Origin of the sequence: Stenotrophomonas panacihumi (assembly GCF_001431645.1) — a bacterium.
Classification (GTDB): Bacteria; Pseudomonadota; Gammaproteobacteria; order Xanthomonadales; family Xanthomonadaceae; genus Stenotrophomonas_A; species Stenotrophomonas_A panacihumi.
Genome location: NZ_LLXU01000067.1, coordinates 13,251 through 29,881, shown reverse-complemented (window position 1 = coordinate 29,881; position 16,631 = coordinate 13,251). Strand labels below are relative to the sequence as shown.

The 16,631-nt window shown below is 66.6% G+C and carries 17 protein-coding genes and 1 tRNA gene; 16 read left to right on the top strand and 2 right to left on the bottom strand.

Going from position 1 to position 16,631, the window contains the following annotated elements:
• Positions 1–6: 6 nt before the first annotated feature.
• Both ARC20_RS07260 and ARC20_RS07255 read right to left on the bottom strand, forming a co-directional pair.
• Complete coding sequence (locus tag ARC20_RS07260; protein ID WP_057646112.1) at positions 7–855, bottom strand: polysaccharide deacetylase family protein; 849 nt, start codon at positions 853–855, stop codon at positions 7–9.
• Positions 842–2,041, bottom strand: coding sequence for a glycosyltransferase family 4 protein (locus ARC20_RS07255; protein WP_057646111.1), 1,200 nt, complete (start codon positions 2,039–2,041; stop codon positions 842–844). The genes ARC20_RS07260 and ARC20_RS07255 overlap by 14 nt, the downstream gene beginning before the upstream one ends.
• Before the next feature lie 142 nt (positions 2,042–2,183).
• On the opposite strand from ARC20_RS07255, the gene ARC20_RS07250 reads away from it, so the two are divergent.
• The 16 genes from ARC20_RS07250 (at position 2,184) to nuoL (ending at position 16,631) form a co-directional block, all read left to right on the top strand.
• Positions 2,184–3,119 carry an isopenicillin N synthase family dioxygenase gene (locus tag ARC20_RS07250; protein WP_057646110.1) on the top strand — a complete coding sequence of 312 codons (936 nt, stop codon included), beginning with the start codon at positions 2,184–2,186 and terminating at the stop codon, positions 3,117–3,119.
• Positions 3,120–3,307: 188 nt separating this feature from the next.
• On the top strand, positions 3,308–4,063 hold the full coding sequence (gene tpiA, locus ARC20_RS07245) for a triose-phosphate isomerase (RefSeq protein WP_057646143.1): 756 nt from the start codon (positions 3,308–3,310) through the stop codon (positions 4,061–4,063).
• A gap of 36 nt (positions 4,064–4,099) precedes the next feature.
• Positions 4,100–4,561, top strand: a complete 462-nt coding sequence (gene secG / locus ARC20_RS07240) for a preprotein translocase subunit SecG (protein ID WP_057646109.1) — start codon at positions 4,100–4,102, stop codon at positions 4,559–4,561.
• A gap of 47 nt (positions 4,562–4,608) precedes the next feature.
• Positions 4,609–4,693, top strand: a tRNA-Leu gene (locus ARC20_RS07235).
• Between the two features lie 106 nt (positions 4,694–4,799).
• On the top strand, positions 4,800–5,156 hold the full coding sequence (locus tag ARC20_RS07230) for an NADH-quinone oxidoreductase subunit A (protein ID WP_057646108.1): 357 nt from the start codon (positions 4,800–4,802) through the stop codon (positions 5,154–5,156).
• Positions 5,147–5,701: a NuoB/complex I 20 kDa subunit family protein gene (locus ARC20_RS07225; protein ID WP_057646107.1), complete on the top strand. Its 555-nt coding sequence runs from the start codon at positions 5,147–5,149 to the stop codon at positions 5,699–5,701. Before ARC20_RS07230 ends, ARC20_RS07225 begins: the two co-directional genes overlap by 10 nt.
• Before the next feature lie 33 nt (positions 5,702–5,734).
• A complete protein-coding gene (locus tag ARC20_RS07220; protein WP_057646106.1) occupies positions 5,735–6,484 on the top strand; it encodes an NADH-quinone oxidoreductase subunit C in 750 nt (249 codons plus the stop codon).
• Positions 6,481–7,788, top strand: coding sequence for an NADH-quinone oxidoreductase subunit D (locus ARC20_RS07215; RefSeq protein ID WP_057646105.1), 1,308 nt, complete (start codon positions 6,481–6,483; stop codon positions 7,786–7,788). Before ARC20_RS07220 ends, ARC20_RS07215 begins: the two co-directional genes overlap by 4 nt.
• Entirely contained in the window at positions 7,785–8,312 is a 528-nt protein-coding gene (gene nuoE, locus ARC20_RS07210; RefSeq protein ID WP_057646104.1) for an NADH-quinone oxidoreductase subunit NuoE, read from the top strand. Before ARC20_RS07215 ends, nuoE begins: the two co-directional genes overlap by 4 nt.
• Before the next feature lie 4 nt (positions 8,313–8,316).
• Positions 8,317–9,648, top strand: a complete 1,332-nt coding sequence (gene nuoF / locus ARC20_RS07205) for an NADH-quinone oxidoreductase subunit NuoF (protein ID WP_057646103.1) — start codon at positions 8,317–8,319, stop codon at positions 9,646–9,648.
• On the top strand, positions 9,645–11,879 hold the full coding sequence (gene nuoG, locus ARC20_RS07200) for an NADH-quinone oxidoreductase subunit NuoG (protein ID WP_057646102.1): 2,235 nt from the start codon (positions 9,645–9,647) through the stop codon (positions 11,877–11,879). The genes nuoF and nuoG overlap by 4 nt, the downstream gene beginning before the upstream one ends.
• On the top strand, positions 11,876–12,973 hold the full coding sequence (gene nuoH, locus ARC20_RS07195; protein WP_057646101.1) for an NADH-quinone oxidoreductase subunit NuoH: 1,098 nt from the start codon (positions 11,876–11,878) through the stop codon (positions 12,971–12,973). The genes nuoG and nuoH overlap by 4 nt, the downstream gene beginning before the upstream one ends.
• Before the next feature lie 3 nt (positions 12,974–12,976).
• Positions 12,977–13,465: an NADH-quinone oxidoreductase subunit NuoI gene (gene nuoI, locus ARC20_RS07190; RefSeq protein ID WP_057646100.1), complete on the top strand. Its 489-nt coding sequence runs from the start codon at positions 12,977–12,979 to the stop codon at positions 13,463–13,465.
• A 4-nt stretch (positions 13,466–13,469) separates the two neighbouring features.
• Complete coding sequence (locus ARC20_RS07185; protein ID WP_181360135.1) at positions 13,470–14,129, top strand: NADH-quinone oxidoreductase subunit J; 660 nt, start codon at positions 13,470–13,472, stop codon at positions 14,127–14,129.
• Positions 14,126–14,431 (top strand): NADH-quinone oxidoreductase subunit NuoK, encoded by a 306-nt coding sequence (gene nuoK / locus ARC20_RS07180; protein WP_057646098.1) that lies wholly within the window; start codon positions 14,126–14,128, stop codon positions 14,429–14,431. Before ARC20_RS07185 ends, nuoK begins: the two co-directional genes overlap by 4 nt.
• 7 nt (positions 14,432–14,438) lie before the next feature.
• On the top strand, positions 14,439–16,631 hold the full coding sequence (gene nuoL, locus ARC20_RS07175) for an NADH-quinone oxidoreductase subunit L (protein ID WP_057646097.1): 2,193 nt from the start codon (positions 14,439–14,441) through the stop codon (positions 16,629–16,631).

The following is a 16,631-nucleotide window of genomic DNA, read 5'->3' as shown; positions in this document are numbered from 1 at the left end:
GGTCGATCAGGCGCCGGGCGGCAAGCCCCGGCGCCATGCCTTGAAGCGATTGAACACCGGCGCCTGCAAAGGGTGGTAGCTGGCGCGGATGCGCTGGCGCAACCAGCGGGCGGGCCGGTCGCGCACCGGAAACCGATACACGTGTTCGCGATCACCTCCGGGCAGGTTGCGGCCGAAGGCGTGGGTCGTGTGCAGGTGGCCGAAACCCAGTTCGCGTGCCACGGCCAGGTAGTTGGCGTCGAAATACCCGAACGGCCAGCACAGATGATCCGACAGCGGGCCGAGTTCGCGCTCCAGCGTCTGCCGCGATTGCCGCAGGTCCTCGGCCAGTGTCTCGCGCAGCGTGGCGGAGGACAGGCCGAGTTCGTACCAGCGGCGGTGGGTGTGCGTGTGGCAATGCACCTCGAAGCTGCCGCTGGCGATCATCTGCCGCGCTTCACTCCAGCGGATCATGACGTCGTCGGCGCGCCCCCCGGCAATCGCGGCTTCGCAGGCGCGGTGGGTGGGCGTGGACAGTGGCCGGGCCGTCTGCCCGGCGAAAGGGCGCACCACGCCGTCGCCGACCCAGCCGCTGACCAGGAACAGCACCGCATGCATGCTATGGCGCTGCAGGATCGGGTGGGCATGCACCCAGTTGTCCAGATAGCCATCGTCGAACGTGATCAGGATCGACTTGCGCGGCACCGGCCGGCCGGCCAGGAAGCCGGCGAACTGGTCCAGCGTGAGCGAGGTCCAGCCATCGCGCGCCAGCCAGGCGATCTGGCTGGCGAAGTTTTCCGGCGAGACATTGATCATGCCGCCGGCCGGGGTGACGTGGTGGTGCATCAGCACCGGCACGGCCTTAGCGCGATCCATGCCGTTCCTCCTGCCATTGCCGATAGAGTCGTTCGGTCGCCTCGGCCTGGCCGTCCACCGTGAATTCCCGGTGCCGCCGCAGCCAGCGCCAGCCCGCAGTGCCCATGCGCCGGCGCAGGCCGGGGTGGTCCACCAGCAGGCGCAGCGATTGGGTCATGGCGGCGATGTCGTCGACGCCCGAGAGCAGGGCGTTGCCGCCGCGCTCGAGCATCTCCGGAATGCCGCCCACGTCGGTGGCCACGATCGGCACGGCGGCCGCAGCCGCTTCCAGCAGCACGGTGCCGGCCGCTTCGCGGCGGGTGGCCAGCGCGAACACGTCGAAGGCCGGCATCAGTTCGCAGGCGTCGCGGCGGTAACCGAGGAAATGTACCTGCGCCTGGATGCCGTGCGCCTGGCATTGCAGTTGCAGCTGCCGCCTGGCCGCATCGCCGTGGCCCACCAGCAGCAACTGCACGCACGGGTGGCGCAGGCACAGCGGTGCGATCGCCTCGATCAGTTCGGCATGGCCCTTGGGTGGGCGCAGGACTGCGACGCAGCCTACGAGCAGGTCGCCCGCGCCGAATCCCAGTTCGCGACGTACGCGTGCACGCGCCTGCGTGCGCTGCGACCAGGCGTGTTCGGCCGGCGCGTCGAACCAGGGCAGGGCGGCCACCGCAGGCGGCACCACGCCGATACGCTCGCCCCGCACGCCGCGCTGGACCAGCAATTGCCGGACATGCTCGCTGACAGTCAGGACGCGGTGCGGCAGCAAGGCGTAGGTCAGCAGCGAGTTGACCGGGCTCATCAGGTGCCTTGAACGCACCACCAGGCCGATGCGTGCCAGCCGCGCCGCGCAGGCGACGATCAAGGTGTCACGGCGGCTGGTCGTGTTGACGACATCGAAGCGGCGTTCGCGCAACAGCCTGCGGGCACGGGCGATGCCGGCCACCAGCCGTAGCGGGCCGCCCATCGGCAGTTCGATCACTTCGATGCCGGCGGCCCGTGCGCGCCTGCCCAGCGGCGCGTCGGGCTGGCACAACAGCGTGACCTGGTGGCCGCGCTGGCGCATGGCCAGCAGGTGCCGGTAGAGATAGGTCTCCTGGCCGCCGAAGCCGGTGGCCGCTTCGCTGTGCAGGATCGACAAGGGTGGGCCGGGCGGCAGGGGAGGATCGCGGTGGGCGCGCGCGGGCGCGGCAGTCAGGTTCATGGCAGGCCGAAACGAGGGACGGGCGTCTGCCGCGGTGCGGCGTTGGACGCGCCGCGATCCTAGGTTCGGGGCCGGCCTGCGATCTGTCAGAATATGCGCACGCAAAAAGCGACGTTCAGCTCCCATCCCAGCAGGTCAGCCCGTGAGCCAGATTCCCACCCTCGACATCACCCGTTTCGACAGCGACCGCGACGCCTTCGTGGCCGAGCTGGGCGCCGCCTACCGCGAATGGGGCTTTGCCGGCATCCGCAACCATGGCATTCCGCAGGCGGAGATCGACGCGGCTTACGATGTGTTCAAGGCTTTCTTCGCCCTGCCGGAGGACACCAAGCGCCAGTACCTGCTGCCGGGTAGCGGCGGCGCGCGTGGCTACACCGCGTTCGGCGTGGAAACCGCGAAGGACTCCAAGCATTTCGACCTGAAGGAGTTCTGGCACATCGGCCGTGAAATCCCGGAGGGCTCGAAGTACCGCGACGTGATGCCGGCCAACCTGTGGCCGACCGAGGTCGCCGGGTTCCGCGAGCACGGCTACAACCTCTACAGCAAGCTCGACCAGCTCGGCGCGCGCGTGCTGTCGGCGCTGGCCCTGCATATCGGCCTGCCGGAAAACTATTTCGTCGACAAGACCGACTCGGGCAACTCGATCCTGCGGCCGATCCACTACCCGCCGATCACCGCCGACGACATCCCCAACGTGCGCGCCGGCGCCCACGAGGACATCAACCTGATCACGCTGCTGGTCGGCGCCAGCGCCGCCGGGCTGGAGGTGAAGTCCAAGCAGGGCGAGTGGGTGCCGTTCACCTCGTCGGCCGACACCATCGTGGTCAACATCGGCGACATGCTGCAGCGCCTGACCAACCACGTGTACCCGTCGACCACCCACCGCGTGGTGAACCCGCCGGGCGACCTGGCCCGCCAGCCGCGCTATTCGGTGCCGTTCTTCCTGCACCCGAATCCGGATTTCCTGATCGACGTACTGCCCTCCACGGTCACCGCCGACAACCCGAGCCGCTACCCGGAGCCGATCACCGCCCAGGGCTACCTGGAAGAGCGCCTGCGCGAGATCAAGCTCAAGTAAGGTAGGGCAGGGCGCCCGCCCGCCGTATCCCGGGGCCGGTCCATGACCGGCCCTTTTTTGTCGCCTGACCGGCGGCGGGCTGGCCCGGGCGGGACCGATTTTGTCCCGTCGTTGTCCGCGATAACGGTTCGGCATGGCGCATTGGATTATTCTTATACCCTTTTGCGAGGAGTGACGAAGCGATGGCGATACGTCGCAAGATCGTGGCCGGCAATTGGAAATTGCACGGCACCCGGCAGTTCGCCACCGAGCTGGTTGCCAAGGTCGCCGCGGCCATGCCGCTGGACGGGGTGGAGGTCGTCATTCTGCCGCCGCTGCCCTACCTGGGCGACCTGATCGAGGATTTCGAGGGCGGCCACTTGCGCTTCGGCGCCCAGGACGTGAGCAGCAACGAGAAGGGCGCCTATACCGGCGAGGTCTCGGCCAGCATGCTGGTGGATGTTGGCGCGGACTACGGGCTGGTCGGCCATTCCGAGCGCCGCCAGTACCATTTCGAGAGCAGCGAGCTGGTGGCGCGCAAGTTCGCCGCCGCCCTGCATGCCGGGCTGACCCCGATCCTGTGCGTGGGCGAGTCCCTGCAGGACCGCGAGGCCGGGCTGACCGAGCAGGTCATCGCCAGCCAGCTCGCGCCGGTGCTGGCGCTGGTGGGGGTGGAGGGGTTCGCGAAGGCCGTGGTGTCCTACGAGCCGATCTGGGCCATCGGTACCGGCCGCAGTGCCAGCCCGGCACAGGCTCAGGCCGTGCACGCCTTCATTCGTGGTCAAATCCGCGGCCTCGATGCTAGAATCGCCGATTCGTTGCCGATCCTGTACGGCGGCAGCGTCAAGCCCGATAACGCCGCGGAACTGTTCTCGCAGCCCGATGTCGATGGAGGGCTGGTCGGTGGCGCTTCGCTGGTCGCCGAGGATTTCCTGGCGATCGCCTGCGCGGCGGTCGGTTGCTAAACCTTCAAAGTCATTAGTCCGGGGACGGATTCGAAAATGCTGATGTTGATCCTCAATGTGATCTATGTGCTGATCGCGGTGGCGATGATCGCGCTGATCCTGATGCAGCGCGGCGCCGGTGCGGCGGCGGGTTCGGGCTTCGGCGCGGGCGCCTCGGGCACCGTGTTCGGCTCGCGCGGCGCTTCGAATTTCCTCTCCAAGTCCACCAAGTGGCTGGCCGTGGCGTTCTTCGCCATCAGCCTCTTCATGGCCTGGTACGCCGGCCACGGCAATCGCCCGGCCGAGCAGGGCCTGGGCGTGATGTCGCAGGAAACCGCCCCGGCCGCGCCGGCTGGTGAAATGAGCCAGGCGCTGCCGCAGGCGCCGGCCTCCTCGACGGTGCCCTCGGCGCCGGTCGAAACCGCCCCGGCGCAGCAGGCGCCGGTCGAAGCCGCGCCGGTCGAACAGGCGCCGCAGGCGGGTGAAGAAAATAACGCCGGCGCGTCACAAAAACGCTGAAGCCGGTTACAATACGCTGCGCACTGCAACGCCGGTGCGCAACGCAAGCCCAGGTGGCGGAATTGGTAGACGCACTACCTTGAGGTGGTAGCGACTTAGGTCGTAGGGGTTCGAGTCCCCTCTTGGGCACCATGTTTGGCTGCGGTTCCTGCGGGTTGTGGCAACGCCTGCCGCGGGTTCCGCCTATACCCCATGCCGGCGCGCCCCACGCGCACGGCAGAGGCAAGAGAGAATCGCTGTGCTGGCCGAATATTTGCCGAGTCTGCTGTTCCTGGTCGTCGCTACGGGCATCGGCATCGCGCTGATGGTCATTGGCCGGTTGCTCGGCCCTCGCCGTCCGGATGCCCAGAAACTCTCGCCGTACGAATGCGGCTTCGAAGCCTTCGAAGACGCGCGCATGAAGTTCGACGTGCGCTACTACCTGATCGCGATCCAGTTCATCGTCTTCGATCTGGAAATCATCTTCATCGTGCCCTGGACGCAGGTGTTCATGGAAATCGGCGCCCGTTCGCTGGTCACCATGGGCCTGTTCGTCGGCATGCTGTTCCTCGGTTTCATTTACGTCTGGAAGAAGGGAGCCCTGGAATGGGAGTGATTCAGACCCTCGACCGTCTGATGACCAATCCGATCCCGGAAGGTCGCATCGACGACATTCTCCGCCCCGAAGGCGAGAACCCGCTGCTCGAAAAGGGCTACGTCACCACCAGCGTCGACGCGTTGCTCAACTGGGCGCGCACCGGCTCGATGTGGCCGATGACCTTCGGTCTGGCCTGCTGTGCGGTGGAAATGATGCACGCCGGCGCCGCGCGCCTGGACCTTGACCGCTACGGCGTGGTGTTCCGCCCGTCGCCGCGCCAGTCCGACGTGATGATCGTGGCCGGCACGCTGGTCAACAAGATGGCCCCGGCGCTGCGCAAGGTCTACGACCAGATGCCGGATCCGAAGTGGGTCATCTCGATGGGCAGCTGCGCCAATGGCGGCGGCTACTACCACTACTCCTACTCGGTGGTGCGCGGCTGCGACCGCGTGGTCCCGGTCGACGTCTACGTGCCGGGCTGCCCGCCGACGGCCGAGGCGCTGGTCTACGGCATCTTGCAGCTGCAGAAGAAGATCTGGCGCACCCAGACGATCGCACGCTGACCCGTCTTCCTCTTACAAAGCAGCCAAGCCCCCATGGCAGAGCAAGCAACTCCTTTCACTGACCGACTCAGCGCGCGTTTCGCCGGCGCGCGGGTCACCGTGGTCGAACCGCGCGGCGAAGTGACGATGGAAGTGCCTGCCGCGGATTGGCACGCCACCTGCCTCGCGCTGCGTGACGAGCTCGGTTTCGAGCAGCTCTCGGATCTGTGCGGCGTCGATTACCTCGGCTACGGCAGCGACGAGTGGGACACCGATGACGTGTCCTCGCAGGGCTTCAGCCGCGGCGTCGAAGGCAAGTCGGCCGGTCGCTTCGCCTGGGGCGAGTTCCCCAGCCGCGAAACCCCGGAAGGCGCGCAGCCGGACACCATGCCGCAGCAGCGCTTCGCGGTCGTCGCCCAGTTGATCTCCTACCAGCACAACCAGCGCCTGCGCGTTCGCTGCTACGCACCGAACGACGAGCTGCCGGTGGTGGCCTCGGTGTGCGATATCTGGCCGGGCGTGAACTGGTTCGAACGCGAGGCGTTCGACCTGTTCGGCATCGTCTTCGCCGGCCACCCGGACCTGCGTCGCATCCTGACCGACTACGGATTCGTCGGCCATCCGTTCCGCAAGGATTTCCCGCTGATCGGCAACGTCGAAGTGCGTTACGACGAAGAGAAGAAGCGCGTCGTGTACGAACCGGTGACCTCGGTCGAGCCGCGCGTCAACGTGCCGCGCGTGATCCGCGACGACGCGCGTTACCAGACCGCGGCCGGTGAGTCGCGCACGGAGGCCGCCAAGTGAGCGAGTTCCACCAGGCCGCCGCGGCCTTCGCGAGCAATCCTGCCGAAAGCAAGCAGGAGATCCGCAACTACACGATGAACTTCGGCCCGCAGCATCCTGCGGCGCACGGCGTGCTGCGCCTGATCCTGGAAATGGACGGCGAAACCGTGGTGCGTGCCGACCCGCATATCGGCCTGCTGCACCGTGGCACCGAGAAGCTGGCCGAGTCCAAGCCGTTCAACCAGTCGATCGGCTACATGGATCGCCTGGATTACGTGTCGATGATGTGCAACGAGCACGCCTACGTGCGCGCGATCGAGACCCTGATGGGCATCGAGGCGCCGGAGCGTGCGCAGTACATCCGCACGATGTTCGACGAGATCACCCGCATCCTGAACCACCTGATGTGGGTCGGCTCCAACGCGCTCGACCTGGGCGCGATGGCGGTCATGCTGTACGCGTTCCGCGAGCGCGAAGAGCTGATGGACGTATACGAGGCGGTCAGCGGCGCGCGCATGCACGCCACGTACTACCGTCCGGGCGGCGTCTACCGCGACCTGCCGGACCGCATGCCGAAGTACAAGGAATCTCGCTGGCACAAGGGCAATGCGCTGAAGAAGCTCAATGCCGCCCGCGAAGGCTCCATGCTGGACTTCCTGGAAGACTTCACCAACACGTTCCCGTCGCGCGTCGACGAATACGAAACCCTGCTGACCGACAACCGTATCTGGAAGCAGCGTACCGTGGGCGTGGGCGTGGTCACGCCGGAACTGGCGCGTGCCTGGGGCATGACCGGCGTGATGTTGCGTGGCTCGGGCATCGAGTGGGACCTGCGCAAGAAGCAGCCGTATGCCAAGTACGACGCGGTCGATTTCGACATCCCGCTCGGCACCGAAGGCGACTGCTACGACCGCTACCTGGTCCGCGTGGCCGAAATGCGCGAGTCCAACCGCATCATCAAGCAGTGCGTGGCATGGCTGAAGGCCAACCCCGGCCCGGTCATGGTCAAGAACTTCAAGGTCGCTCCGCCCAGCCGCGAGGACATGAAGGACGACATGGAAGCGCTGATCCACCACTTCAAGCTGTTCAGCGAAGGCTACTGCGTGCCAGCCGGCGAGACCTACAGCGCCGTCGAGGCGCCGAAGGGCGAGTTCGGCTGCTACCTGCTGTCCGACGGTGCGAACAAGCCGTTCCGCGTGCACCTGCGCGCGCCGGGCTTCGTGCACCTGTCCTCGATGGACGCGATCATCCGCGGTCACATGCTGCCTGACGTGGTGGCAATGATCGGTACTTACGATTTGGTTTTCGGTGAGGTCGACCGATGAAGGCGACGGGCAATTTCGAATCGGCGCGTGACGTCGATCCGCTGGTGGTGCTGAGCGACAAGACGCGCGCTCACATCGATCATTGGCTCACCAAGTTCCCGCCGGAGCGCAAGCGCTCGGCGGTGCTGCAGGGGCTGCATGCCGCGCAGGAGCAGAACGAGGGCTGGCTGACCGACGAACTCATCGCCGGCGTCGCCAAGTACCTGGACCTGCCGCCGGTGTGGGCCTACGAGGTGGCGAGCTTCTACTCGATGTTCGAGACCGAGAAGGTCGGTCGCAACAACGTGGCGTTCTGCACCAACATCAGCTGCTGGCTCAACGGCGCCGAGGACCTGGTCGCGCACGCCGAGAAGAAGCTCGGCTGCAAGCTGGGCCAGTCCACCGCCGACGGCCGCGTCTACCTCAAGCGTGAGGAAGAGTGCCTGGCGGGCTGCTCGGCCGCACCCATGATGGTCATCAATGGCCACTACCACGAGCGTCTGACCAAGCAGAAGGTCGACGAGCTCCTGGACGGGCTGGAGTAAGCGCATGGCACACCACGAATCCAAGGGTCCGGTCGGTCCGGCGCCGCTGCCGCACCAGGTCTGCCTGACCACGCTGCACTACGACACGCCCTGGTCCTACGAGAGCTACCTCAAGACCGGTGGCTACGCCGCGCTGCGCAAGATCCTCGAAGAGAAGATCGCGCCGGCCGACGTCATCGAAATGGTCAAGCAGTCCGGCCTGCGCGGCCGCGGTGGCGCGGGCTTCCCGACCGGCCTGAAGTGGTCCTTCATGCCGAAGGGCGACATGCAGAAGTACATCCTCTGCAATTCGGACGAATCCGAGCCAGGCACCTGCAAGGACCGCGACATCCTGCGCTACAACCCGCATTCGGTGGTGGAGGGCATGGCGATCGCCTGCTACGCCACCGGTTCCACCGCGGGCTACAACTACCTGCGTGGCGAGTTCCACCACGAGCCGTTCGAGCACTTCGAGCAGGCCCTGGCCGACGCCTATGCGAACGGCTGGCTGGGCAAGAACGTGCTGGGCTCGGGCGTGGACATCGACATCTATGGCGCGCTGGGCGCCGGCGCCTACATCTGCGGCGAAGAAACCGCGCTGATGGAATCGCTGGAAGGCAAGAAGGGCCAGCCGCGCTACAAGCCGCCGTTCCCGGCCAACTTCGGCCTGTACGGCAAGCCGACGACGATCAACAACACCGAGACCTACGCCTCGGTGCCGGCGATCATCCGCAACGGCGCGGAGTGGTTCAAGGGCCTGAGCAAGACCGCCAACGGCGGCCCGAAGATCTTCTCGGTCTCCGGCTGCGTGCAGAAGGGCGGCAACTTCGAAGTGCCGCTGGGCACCACTTTCGACGAGCTGCTGGAAATGGCCGGTGGCCTGAAGCCGGGCCGCAAGCTGAAGGCGGCGGTGCCGGGCGGCGTGTCGATGCCGGTGCTGAAGGCCGACCAGCTGGCCGGCCTGCAGATGGACTACGACACCCTGCGTGCCCTGGGCACCGGCCTGGGGTCGGGCGCCATCGTGGTGCTGGACGACAGCGTGTGCTGCGTGCGTTTCGCCTGCCGCATCTCGCAGTTCTTCCACAAGGAATCCTGTGGCCAGTGCACCCCGTGCCGCGAAGGCACCGGCTGGATGCACCGCGTGCTGGAGCGCATCGTCGCCGGCAAGGCGACCATGGAAGACCTGCACCAGCTGAAGGCGGTGGCCGGCCAGATCGAGGGCCACACCATCTGCGCGTTCGGCGAAGCCGCGGCCTGGCCGATCCAGGGTTTCCTGCGCCAGTTCTGGGATGAATTCGAGTACTACATCGTCAACGGTCGCTCGATCGTCGACGAGCAAATGGGAGTGGCTGCGTGAGCGCACAGCCGGTAAATCCGAACGTTCCGCCGGATCATGTCACCGTCGAGATCGACGGCCAGAGCCTCGTCGTGCCCAAGGGCTCGATGATCATCCAGGCCGCCGACAAGGCCGGCATCCCGATCCCGCGTTTCTGCTACCACGAGAAGCTGCCGATCGCCGCCAACTGCCGCATGTGCCTGGTGGACGTGGAAAAGTCGCCGAAGCCGGCGCCTGCCTGCGCCACCCCGGTGATGGACGGCATGAAGGTCGCCACGCGCAGCGAGAAGGCGCTGAAGTTCCAGCGCAGCGTGATGGAATTCCTGCTGATCAACCACCCGCTGGACTGCCCGATCTGCGACCAGGGCGGCGAGTGCGAGCTGCAGGACGTCTCGCTCGGCTACGGCCGTTCGGTGAGCCGCTTCAACGAGCGCAAGCGCGTGGTGCCCGACGAGGACATCGGTCCGCTGGTCGCCACCGAGATGACCCGCTGCATCCAGTGCACGCGCTGCGTGCGCTTCACCGCGGACGTCGCCGGCACCTATGAGCTGGGCGGCATGTACCGCGGCGAGAACCTGCAGATCGGCACCTATGACGGCAAGCCGCTGACCACCGAGATTTCCGGCAACGTCATCGACGTGTGCCCGGTGGGCGCGCTGACCAACAAGGTGTTCCAGTTCCGCGCCCGCCCGTGGGAGCTGTCGGCGCGCGAGTCGCTGGGCTACCACGACGCGATGGGCTCGAACCTGTTCCTGCACGTGCGTCGCGGCGAAGTGCTGCGCACCGTGCCGCGTGACAACGAGCTGGTCAACGAATGCTGGCTGTCGGACCGCGACCGCTATTCGCACCAGGGCCTGTACAGCGAAGACCGCGCGGTCAAGCCGCTGAAGAAGGTCAACGGCGAGTGGGTGGAAGTGAGCTGGGCCGAAGGCCTGTCGGCCGCCGCGCAGATCCTCAAGGCGCAGTCGGGTGACAACCTCGGCGTGCTGGTCCACCCGGCGACCTCCAATGAGGAAGGCGAGCTGCTGGCGCGCCTGGCCTCGGGCCTGGGCACCGGCAACCTGGACCACCGGATCTTCAACCGCGATTTCTCCGACGCCGCCGTCGCCGAACCGTTCGCCGTGTCGCTGGCCGAGATCGAACAGGCCGACGTGGTGGTGATCGTCGGCAGCAACGTGCGCCACGAGCTGCCGCTGCTGCATGCCCGCCTGCGCAAGGCGCAGGTGGCCAACGGCACGAAGATCCACGCGGTCAACCCGGTCGATTTCGACTTCACCTTCAAGCTGGCCGGCAAACAGGTCGTGGCCCCGTCGCAGATCGCCTCGGCGCTCTCCGACGCCGCGCTGCGCGATGCGGTCAAGGGTGCTTCGCGCGCCGTGGTGATCGTCGGCGGCCTGGTCGAGAACCACCCGCAGGCCGCCTCGCTGCGCGCCGCGGTGCGTGATTTCGCCGGCGCCACGGGCGCGGCGGTGTGCCGCATCCCGCAGGGCGCCAACGCCGTGGGCCTGGTCGCGCAGGGCGTGCTGCCCACCGCGCGCGATGCCGGCGCCATGCTGGCCCAGCCGCGCTCGGCCTATGTGATCTACGGCATCGAGCCGGGCCTGGACTTCGCCGACGCCCCGGCCGCGCGTGCCGCGCTGCACGGCGCCCAGGTGGTGGCCTTCAGCCAGTTCGCCTGTGCCTCGACCCGCGATGTGGCCGACGTCATCCTGCCGATCGGCGCGCTGCCGGAAATCGAAGCAACGCTGACCAACCTCGACGGCCGCGTGCAGAAGGCCAAGGCCGGCGGCAAGCTGCCGGTGGAAGCCCGCGAGGGCTGGCGCGTGCTGCGTGCCCTCGGTGGCGAGCTGGCCCTGGCTGGTTTCGAGTTCACCGACCTGACCGGCCTGCGCGCCGGCATGCAGGCCCGCAGCGTCACCCCGAGCGCCTCGGCGCAGCCGGCGGTGGCGGGCGAGGGCCTGGAGGTCGCCGCGACCGCCGCGATCTACCGCACCGACGCGGTCGTTCGCCGCGCCGCCGCGCTGCAGTCGCATCCGCTCAACCTGGCCCCGGCCGTGGTGATGAGCCCGGACGCGGCCGCGCAGCTGCAGGTGGCCGAAGGCCAGATGGTCAAGGTCGGCACGAGCGCCGGTAAGGCGACGCTGCCGGTGGTGCTGGACAAGCGGGTCGCCGCGGGCACGGTCTGGATTGAATCCGGCCATGGCGCTACCGCGCCGCTCGGCGCCGGTCGCGTAACGGTGGTGGCTGCATGAACGAGATGCTGTTGAACCTGGTCGATCCGCTGCACCAGTGGCTGCTGGGCCTGGGCGATATCGGCGCGGTGCTGTGGATCATCGCCAAGATCCTGGTGATCGCGGTGCCGGTCATCACCGCGGTGGCCTTCTACGTGGTGTGGGAGCGCAAGCTGATCGGCTGGATGCACGTGCGCCACGGGCCGAGCTATGTCGGCCTCGGCGGCCTGCTGCAGGCCTTCGCCGACGTCTTCAAGCTGCTCACCAAGGAAATCATCCAGCCGTCCAGCGCGCACAAGGCGCTGTACGTGATCGCCCCGCTGATCGTGCTCGCCCCGGCCTTCGCGGCCTGGTCGGTGGTGCCGTTCGACGCGAAGATCGTGCTGTCCAACGCCAACGTCGGCCTGCTGTACCTGCTGGCGATGACCTCGCTGGGCGTGTACGGCATCATCCTGGCCGGCTGGGCGTCGAACTCGAAGTACGCCTTCCTCGGCGCGATGCGTTCGGCCGCGCAGGTGGTCAGCTATGAAATCGCGATGGGCTTCGCGCTGGTCGGCGTGATGATCGCCGCGCAGAGCGTGAACCTCACCGCGATCGTCGAGGCGCAGGGCGGCAGCTCGGGCTTCTTCGACTGGTTCCTGATCCCGCTGTTCCCGCTGTTCGTCGTGTACTGGGTGTCCGGCGTGGCCGAAACCAACCGCGCGCCGTTCGACGTGGTGGAAGGCGAATCGGAAATTGTCGCCGGCCACATGGTGGAGTACTCGGGTGGCGCCTTCGCGCTGTTCTTCCTGGCCGAGTACGCCAACATGATCCTGGTCAGCTTCCTGATCTCGATCTTCTTCCTCGGCGGCTGGCTGAGCCCGATCCAGGGCTGGGTCAATCCGGGCAGCGTCTCGCCGCTGGTCGACTGGATCTGGCTGGGCGGCTGGCCGTGGCTGTTCATCAAGGTGTTTTTCTTCGCCAGCGCCTACATCTGGTTCCGCGCGTCGTTCCCGCGCTACCGCTACGACCAGATCATGCGACTGGGCTGGAAGATCTTCATCCCGCTGACCATCGTCTGGATCGCGGTGACGGCATTGATGGTGTTCTACGGCGTGATCCAGAAGGGCGTGTAATCGATGAACAAGATCACCCATTACTTCAAGAGCCTGCTGCTCCTCGAGCTGCTCAGTGGCCTGTGGCTGACGCTGAAGTACACCTTCAAGCCGAAGTACACCGTCATCTACCCGATGGAGAAGTTCCCGCAGTCGCCGCGCTTCCGTGGCCTGCACGCGCTGCGCCGCTATCCCAACGGGGAAGAGCGCTGCATTGCCTGCAAGCTGTGCGAGGCGGTGTGCCCGGCGCTGGCCATCACCATCGATTCGGCCAAGCGCGAGGACGGCACCCGCCGCACCACGCGCTACGACATCGACCTGTTCAAGTGCATCTTCTGCGGTTTCTGCGAAGAGAGCTGCCCGGTCGACTCGATCGTGGAAACCCACATCCTCGAGTACCACTTCGAGAACCGTGGCGAAAACATCGTCACCAAGCCGCAGCTGCTGGCGATCGGCGACCGTCTCGAGTCCGAGATCGCCGAGCGCCGCGCCGCCGACGCCGCCTTCCGCTGAGGTCATGATGGACTGGGTCAATATTCTCTTCTGGGCCTTCTCGGCGATCGCGGTGGTTTCGGCCGCCTCGGTGATCAGCGTGCGCAACCCCGTCTACGCGGTGCTGTGCCTGATCCTGACGTTCTTCTCCATCGCCTGCGTGTGGGTGCTGATCGGGGCCGAGTTCCTGGGTGTCACCCTGGTGCTGGTCTACGTCGGCGCGGTGATGGTGCTGTTCCTGTTCGTGGTGATGATGCTGGACATCGACACCAGCCGCCTGCGCGAGGGCTGGGTGAAGTACCTGCCGTGGGGCATCATCTTCGCGGCGCTGATGCTGTTCGAGATGGTCAGCCTGATCGGCGTGAAGTCGCGCACCGCCACCCCGCTGCCGGCCGATAACGCCGCCGCGCTGGCCGCCGACACCTCGAACCTGACCTGGCTGGCGCGCAGCCTGTTCACCGAATACCTGATGCCGTTCGAGTTCGCCGCCGTCATCCTGACCGTGGCGGTGATCGCCGCGGTGATGCTGACCCTGCGCAAGCGCACCGGCATCAAGACCCAGAACGCGTCCGAGCAGACCCGGGTCAAGGCGGGCGACCGCCTGCGCATCGTCAAGATGGCCGCCGTGAAGCCGGTCACCCCGGCGCCGACGGATGCCGGCAACACCCCGGAGGCAAATTCGTGATCACCCTTGGCCACCTGCTGGGACTGGGCGCGGTGCTGTTCTGCATCAGCCTCGCCGGCATCTTCCTCAACCGCAAGAACGTCATCGTGCTGCTGATGTGCATCGAGCTGCTGCTGCTCTCGGTGAACATCAACTTCATCGCCTTCTCGCGCCACCTGGGCGACACGGCGGGGCAGCTGTTCGTGTTCTTCATCCTGACCGTCGCCGCCGCCGAAGCCGCCATCGGCCTGGCCATCCTGGTGACCCTGTTCCGCACCCGCCGCACGATCAATGTGGCCGAAGTCGATTCGCTGAAGGGCTGACCCGAAGATGGAAATCACACTCTCCAAGGGCCTGCTCATCACCGTGGTGCTCGCACCGCTGGTGGGCAGCATCATCGCCGGCTTGTTCGGCCGGCAGGTCGGCCGCAAGGGCGCCCAGTTCGCCACCATCCTCGGCGTGGCGATCAGCTGCGCGCTGTCGTGCTTCGTGCTGTACCAGCTGGTGGGGCAGGGCGCCTCGCCGTTCAACCAGAACCTGTACACCTTCTTCGAGGTGGGCCAGTACAGCGCGCATGTCGGTTTCATGATCGACAAGCTGACCGCGATGATGATGGTCGTGGTGACCTTCGTCTCGCTGCTGGTGCACATCTACACCATCGGCTACATGGCCGATGACCCGGGCTACCAGCGCTTCTTCAGCTACATCTCGCTGTTCACCTTCTCGATGCTCACCCTGGTGATGAGCAACAACTTCCTGCAGCTGTTCTTCGGCTGGGAAGCGGTGGGCCTGGTGTCGTACCTGCTGATCGGCTTCTGGTTCAAGCGCCCGACCGCGGTGTTCGCCAACATGAAGGCGTTCCTGGTCAACCGCGTCGGCGACTTCGGCTTCATCCTCGGCATCGCCGCGGTGCTGTGGGTGTTCAACACCCTCGACTACGCGACCGTGTTCGCCAACGCCGGGGTGCTTGCCGACCCGCGCGCCGCCGTGCAGCTGTGGGATGGCTCCTTCGACCTGTTCGGCCAGCACTTCGCGCTGCTCAGTCAGCCGGTGGTGTGGTCGGTCGCCACGCTGATCTGCATCTGCCTGTTCATTGGCGCGATGGGCAAGTCGGCGCAGGTGCCGCTGCATGTCTGGCTGCCGGACTCGATGGAAGGCCCGACCCCGATCTCGGCGCTGATTCACGCCGCCACGATGGTGACCGCCGGCATCTTCATGGTGGCGCGCATGTCGCCGCTGTTCGAGCTGTCGGAAACCGCGCTGAACTTCGTGCTGTTCGTCGGCGCGACCACCGCGTTCTTCACCGGCCTGATCGGCATCGTGCAGAACGACATCAAGCGCGTGGTCGCCTACTCGACGCTGTCGCAGCTGGGCTACATGACCGTCGCGCTGGGCGTGTCGGCGTACTCGGCGGCGGTGTTCCACCTGATGACGCACGCCTTCTTCAAGGCGCTGCTGTTCCTGGCGGCCGGCTCGGTCATCATCGGCATGCACCACGAGCAGGACATGCGCAAGATGGGCGGCCTGCGCAAGTACATGCCGATCACCTACTGGACCAGCGTCATCGGTACGCTGGCCCTGGTCGGCACGCCGTTCTTCTCCGGCTTCTACTCGAAGGACACCATCATCGAGGCGGCCGAGATCCACGCGCACCACGCGCACAACTGGGTGGCCACGTACGGCTACTGGGCGGTGCTGGGCGGCGTGCTGGTGACGAGCTTCTACAGCTTCCGCCTGCTGTTCATGACCTTCCATGGCAAGGAGCGCTTCCGCGACGCGCATGCGCACCACGATGCGCACGCCGACCACGCGCACGATGACCATGCGCACGATGACCATGCGCATGACGACCACGGCCACGACGACCACGGCCACGGCCATGGCGCGCACGAGCCGCACGAGTCGCCGTGGGTGGTGACCCTGCCGCTGGTGCTGCTGGCGATCCCGTCGATCGCGATCGGTTTCATTACCTCCGGCCCGATGCTGTTCGGCACGGACTGGATGGGCCACCGCGCCGCCGAGACGGTGCCCGGCCAGGAGACCACGTTCTTCACCGGCGTCATCGACTTCTACAACCAGAGCCACAACACCGTGGCCGAGGTGGGCGAAGAGTTCTGGCACGGCCCGGTCGAGTACGCCACGCATGGCATGAGCGCCTGGCCGTTCTGGCTGACCCTGGCCGGTTTCCTGCTGGCGGCGCTGATGTACCTGTGGAAGCCGGACCTGGCGGGCAAGGCGCGCAAGCTCTTTGCCTGGCCGGTGCGGATCCTCGAAGAGAAGTACGGTTTCGACAAGCTCTGGATCAACGGCTTCGCCGGCGGCGGCGTCCGCCTGGGCAAGGTGTCCCGCGCGATCGACACCCATGTGGTCGACGGCGCGGTGGTCAACGGTTCGGCCCGCGTGGTCGACCTGGCCGCCCACCTGCTGCGTCGCACGCAGTCCGGTTTCCTCTACCACTACGCCTTCGCGATGATCATCGGGCTGATCGCCCTGTTGACCGTCGTGAATTATGTCTGGCGTTGA

Coding starts and splice junctions, on each gene's coding strand:
- ARC20_RS07260 (WP_057646112.1), bottom strand. CDS start 855: ATGGATCGCGCTAAGGCCGTGCCGGTGCTGATGCACCACCACGTCACC.
- ARC20_RS07255 (WP_057646111.1), bottom strand. CDS start 2,041: ATGAACCTGACTGCCGCGCCCGCGCGCGCCCACCGCGATCCTCCCCTG.
- secG (WP_057646109.1), top strand. CDS start 4,100: ATGCTGATGTTGATCCTCAATGTGATCTATGTGCTGATCGCGGTGGCG.
- ARC20_RS07225 (WP_057646107.1), top strand. CDS start 5,147: ATGGGAGTGATTCAGACCCTCGACCGTCTGATGACCAATCCGATCCCG.
- ARC20_RS07220 (WP_057646106.1), top strand. CDS start 5,735: ATGGCAGAGCAAGCAACTCCTTTCACTGACCGACTCAGCGCGCGTTTC.
- nuoE (WP_057646104.1), top strand. CDS start 7,785: ATGAAGGCGACGGGCAATTTCGAATCGGCGCGTGACGTCGATCCGCTG.
- nuoF (WP_057646103.1), top strand. CDS start 8,317: ATGGCACACCACGAATCCAAGGGTCCGGTCGGTCCGGCGCCGCTGCCG.
- nuoH (WP_057646101.1), top strand. CDS start 11,876: ATGAACGAGATGCTGTTGAACCTGGTCGATCCGCTGCACCAGTGGCTG.
- nuoI (WP_057646100.1), top strand. CDS start 12,977: ATGAACAAGATCACCCATTACTTCAAGAGCCTGCTGCTCCTCGAGCTG.
- ARC20_RS07185 (WP_181360135.1), top strand. CDS start 13,470: ATGATGGACTGGGTCAATATTCTCTTCTGGGCCTTCTCGGCGATCGCG.
- nuoL (WP_057646097.1), top strand. CDS start 14,439: ATGGAAATCACACTCTCCAAGGGCCTGCTCATCACCGTGGTGCTCGCA.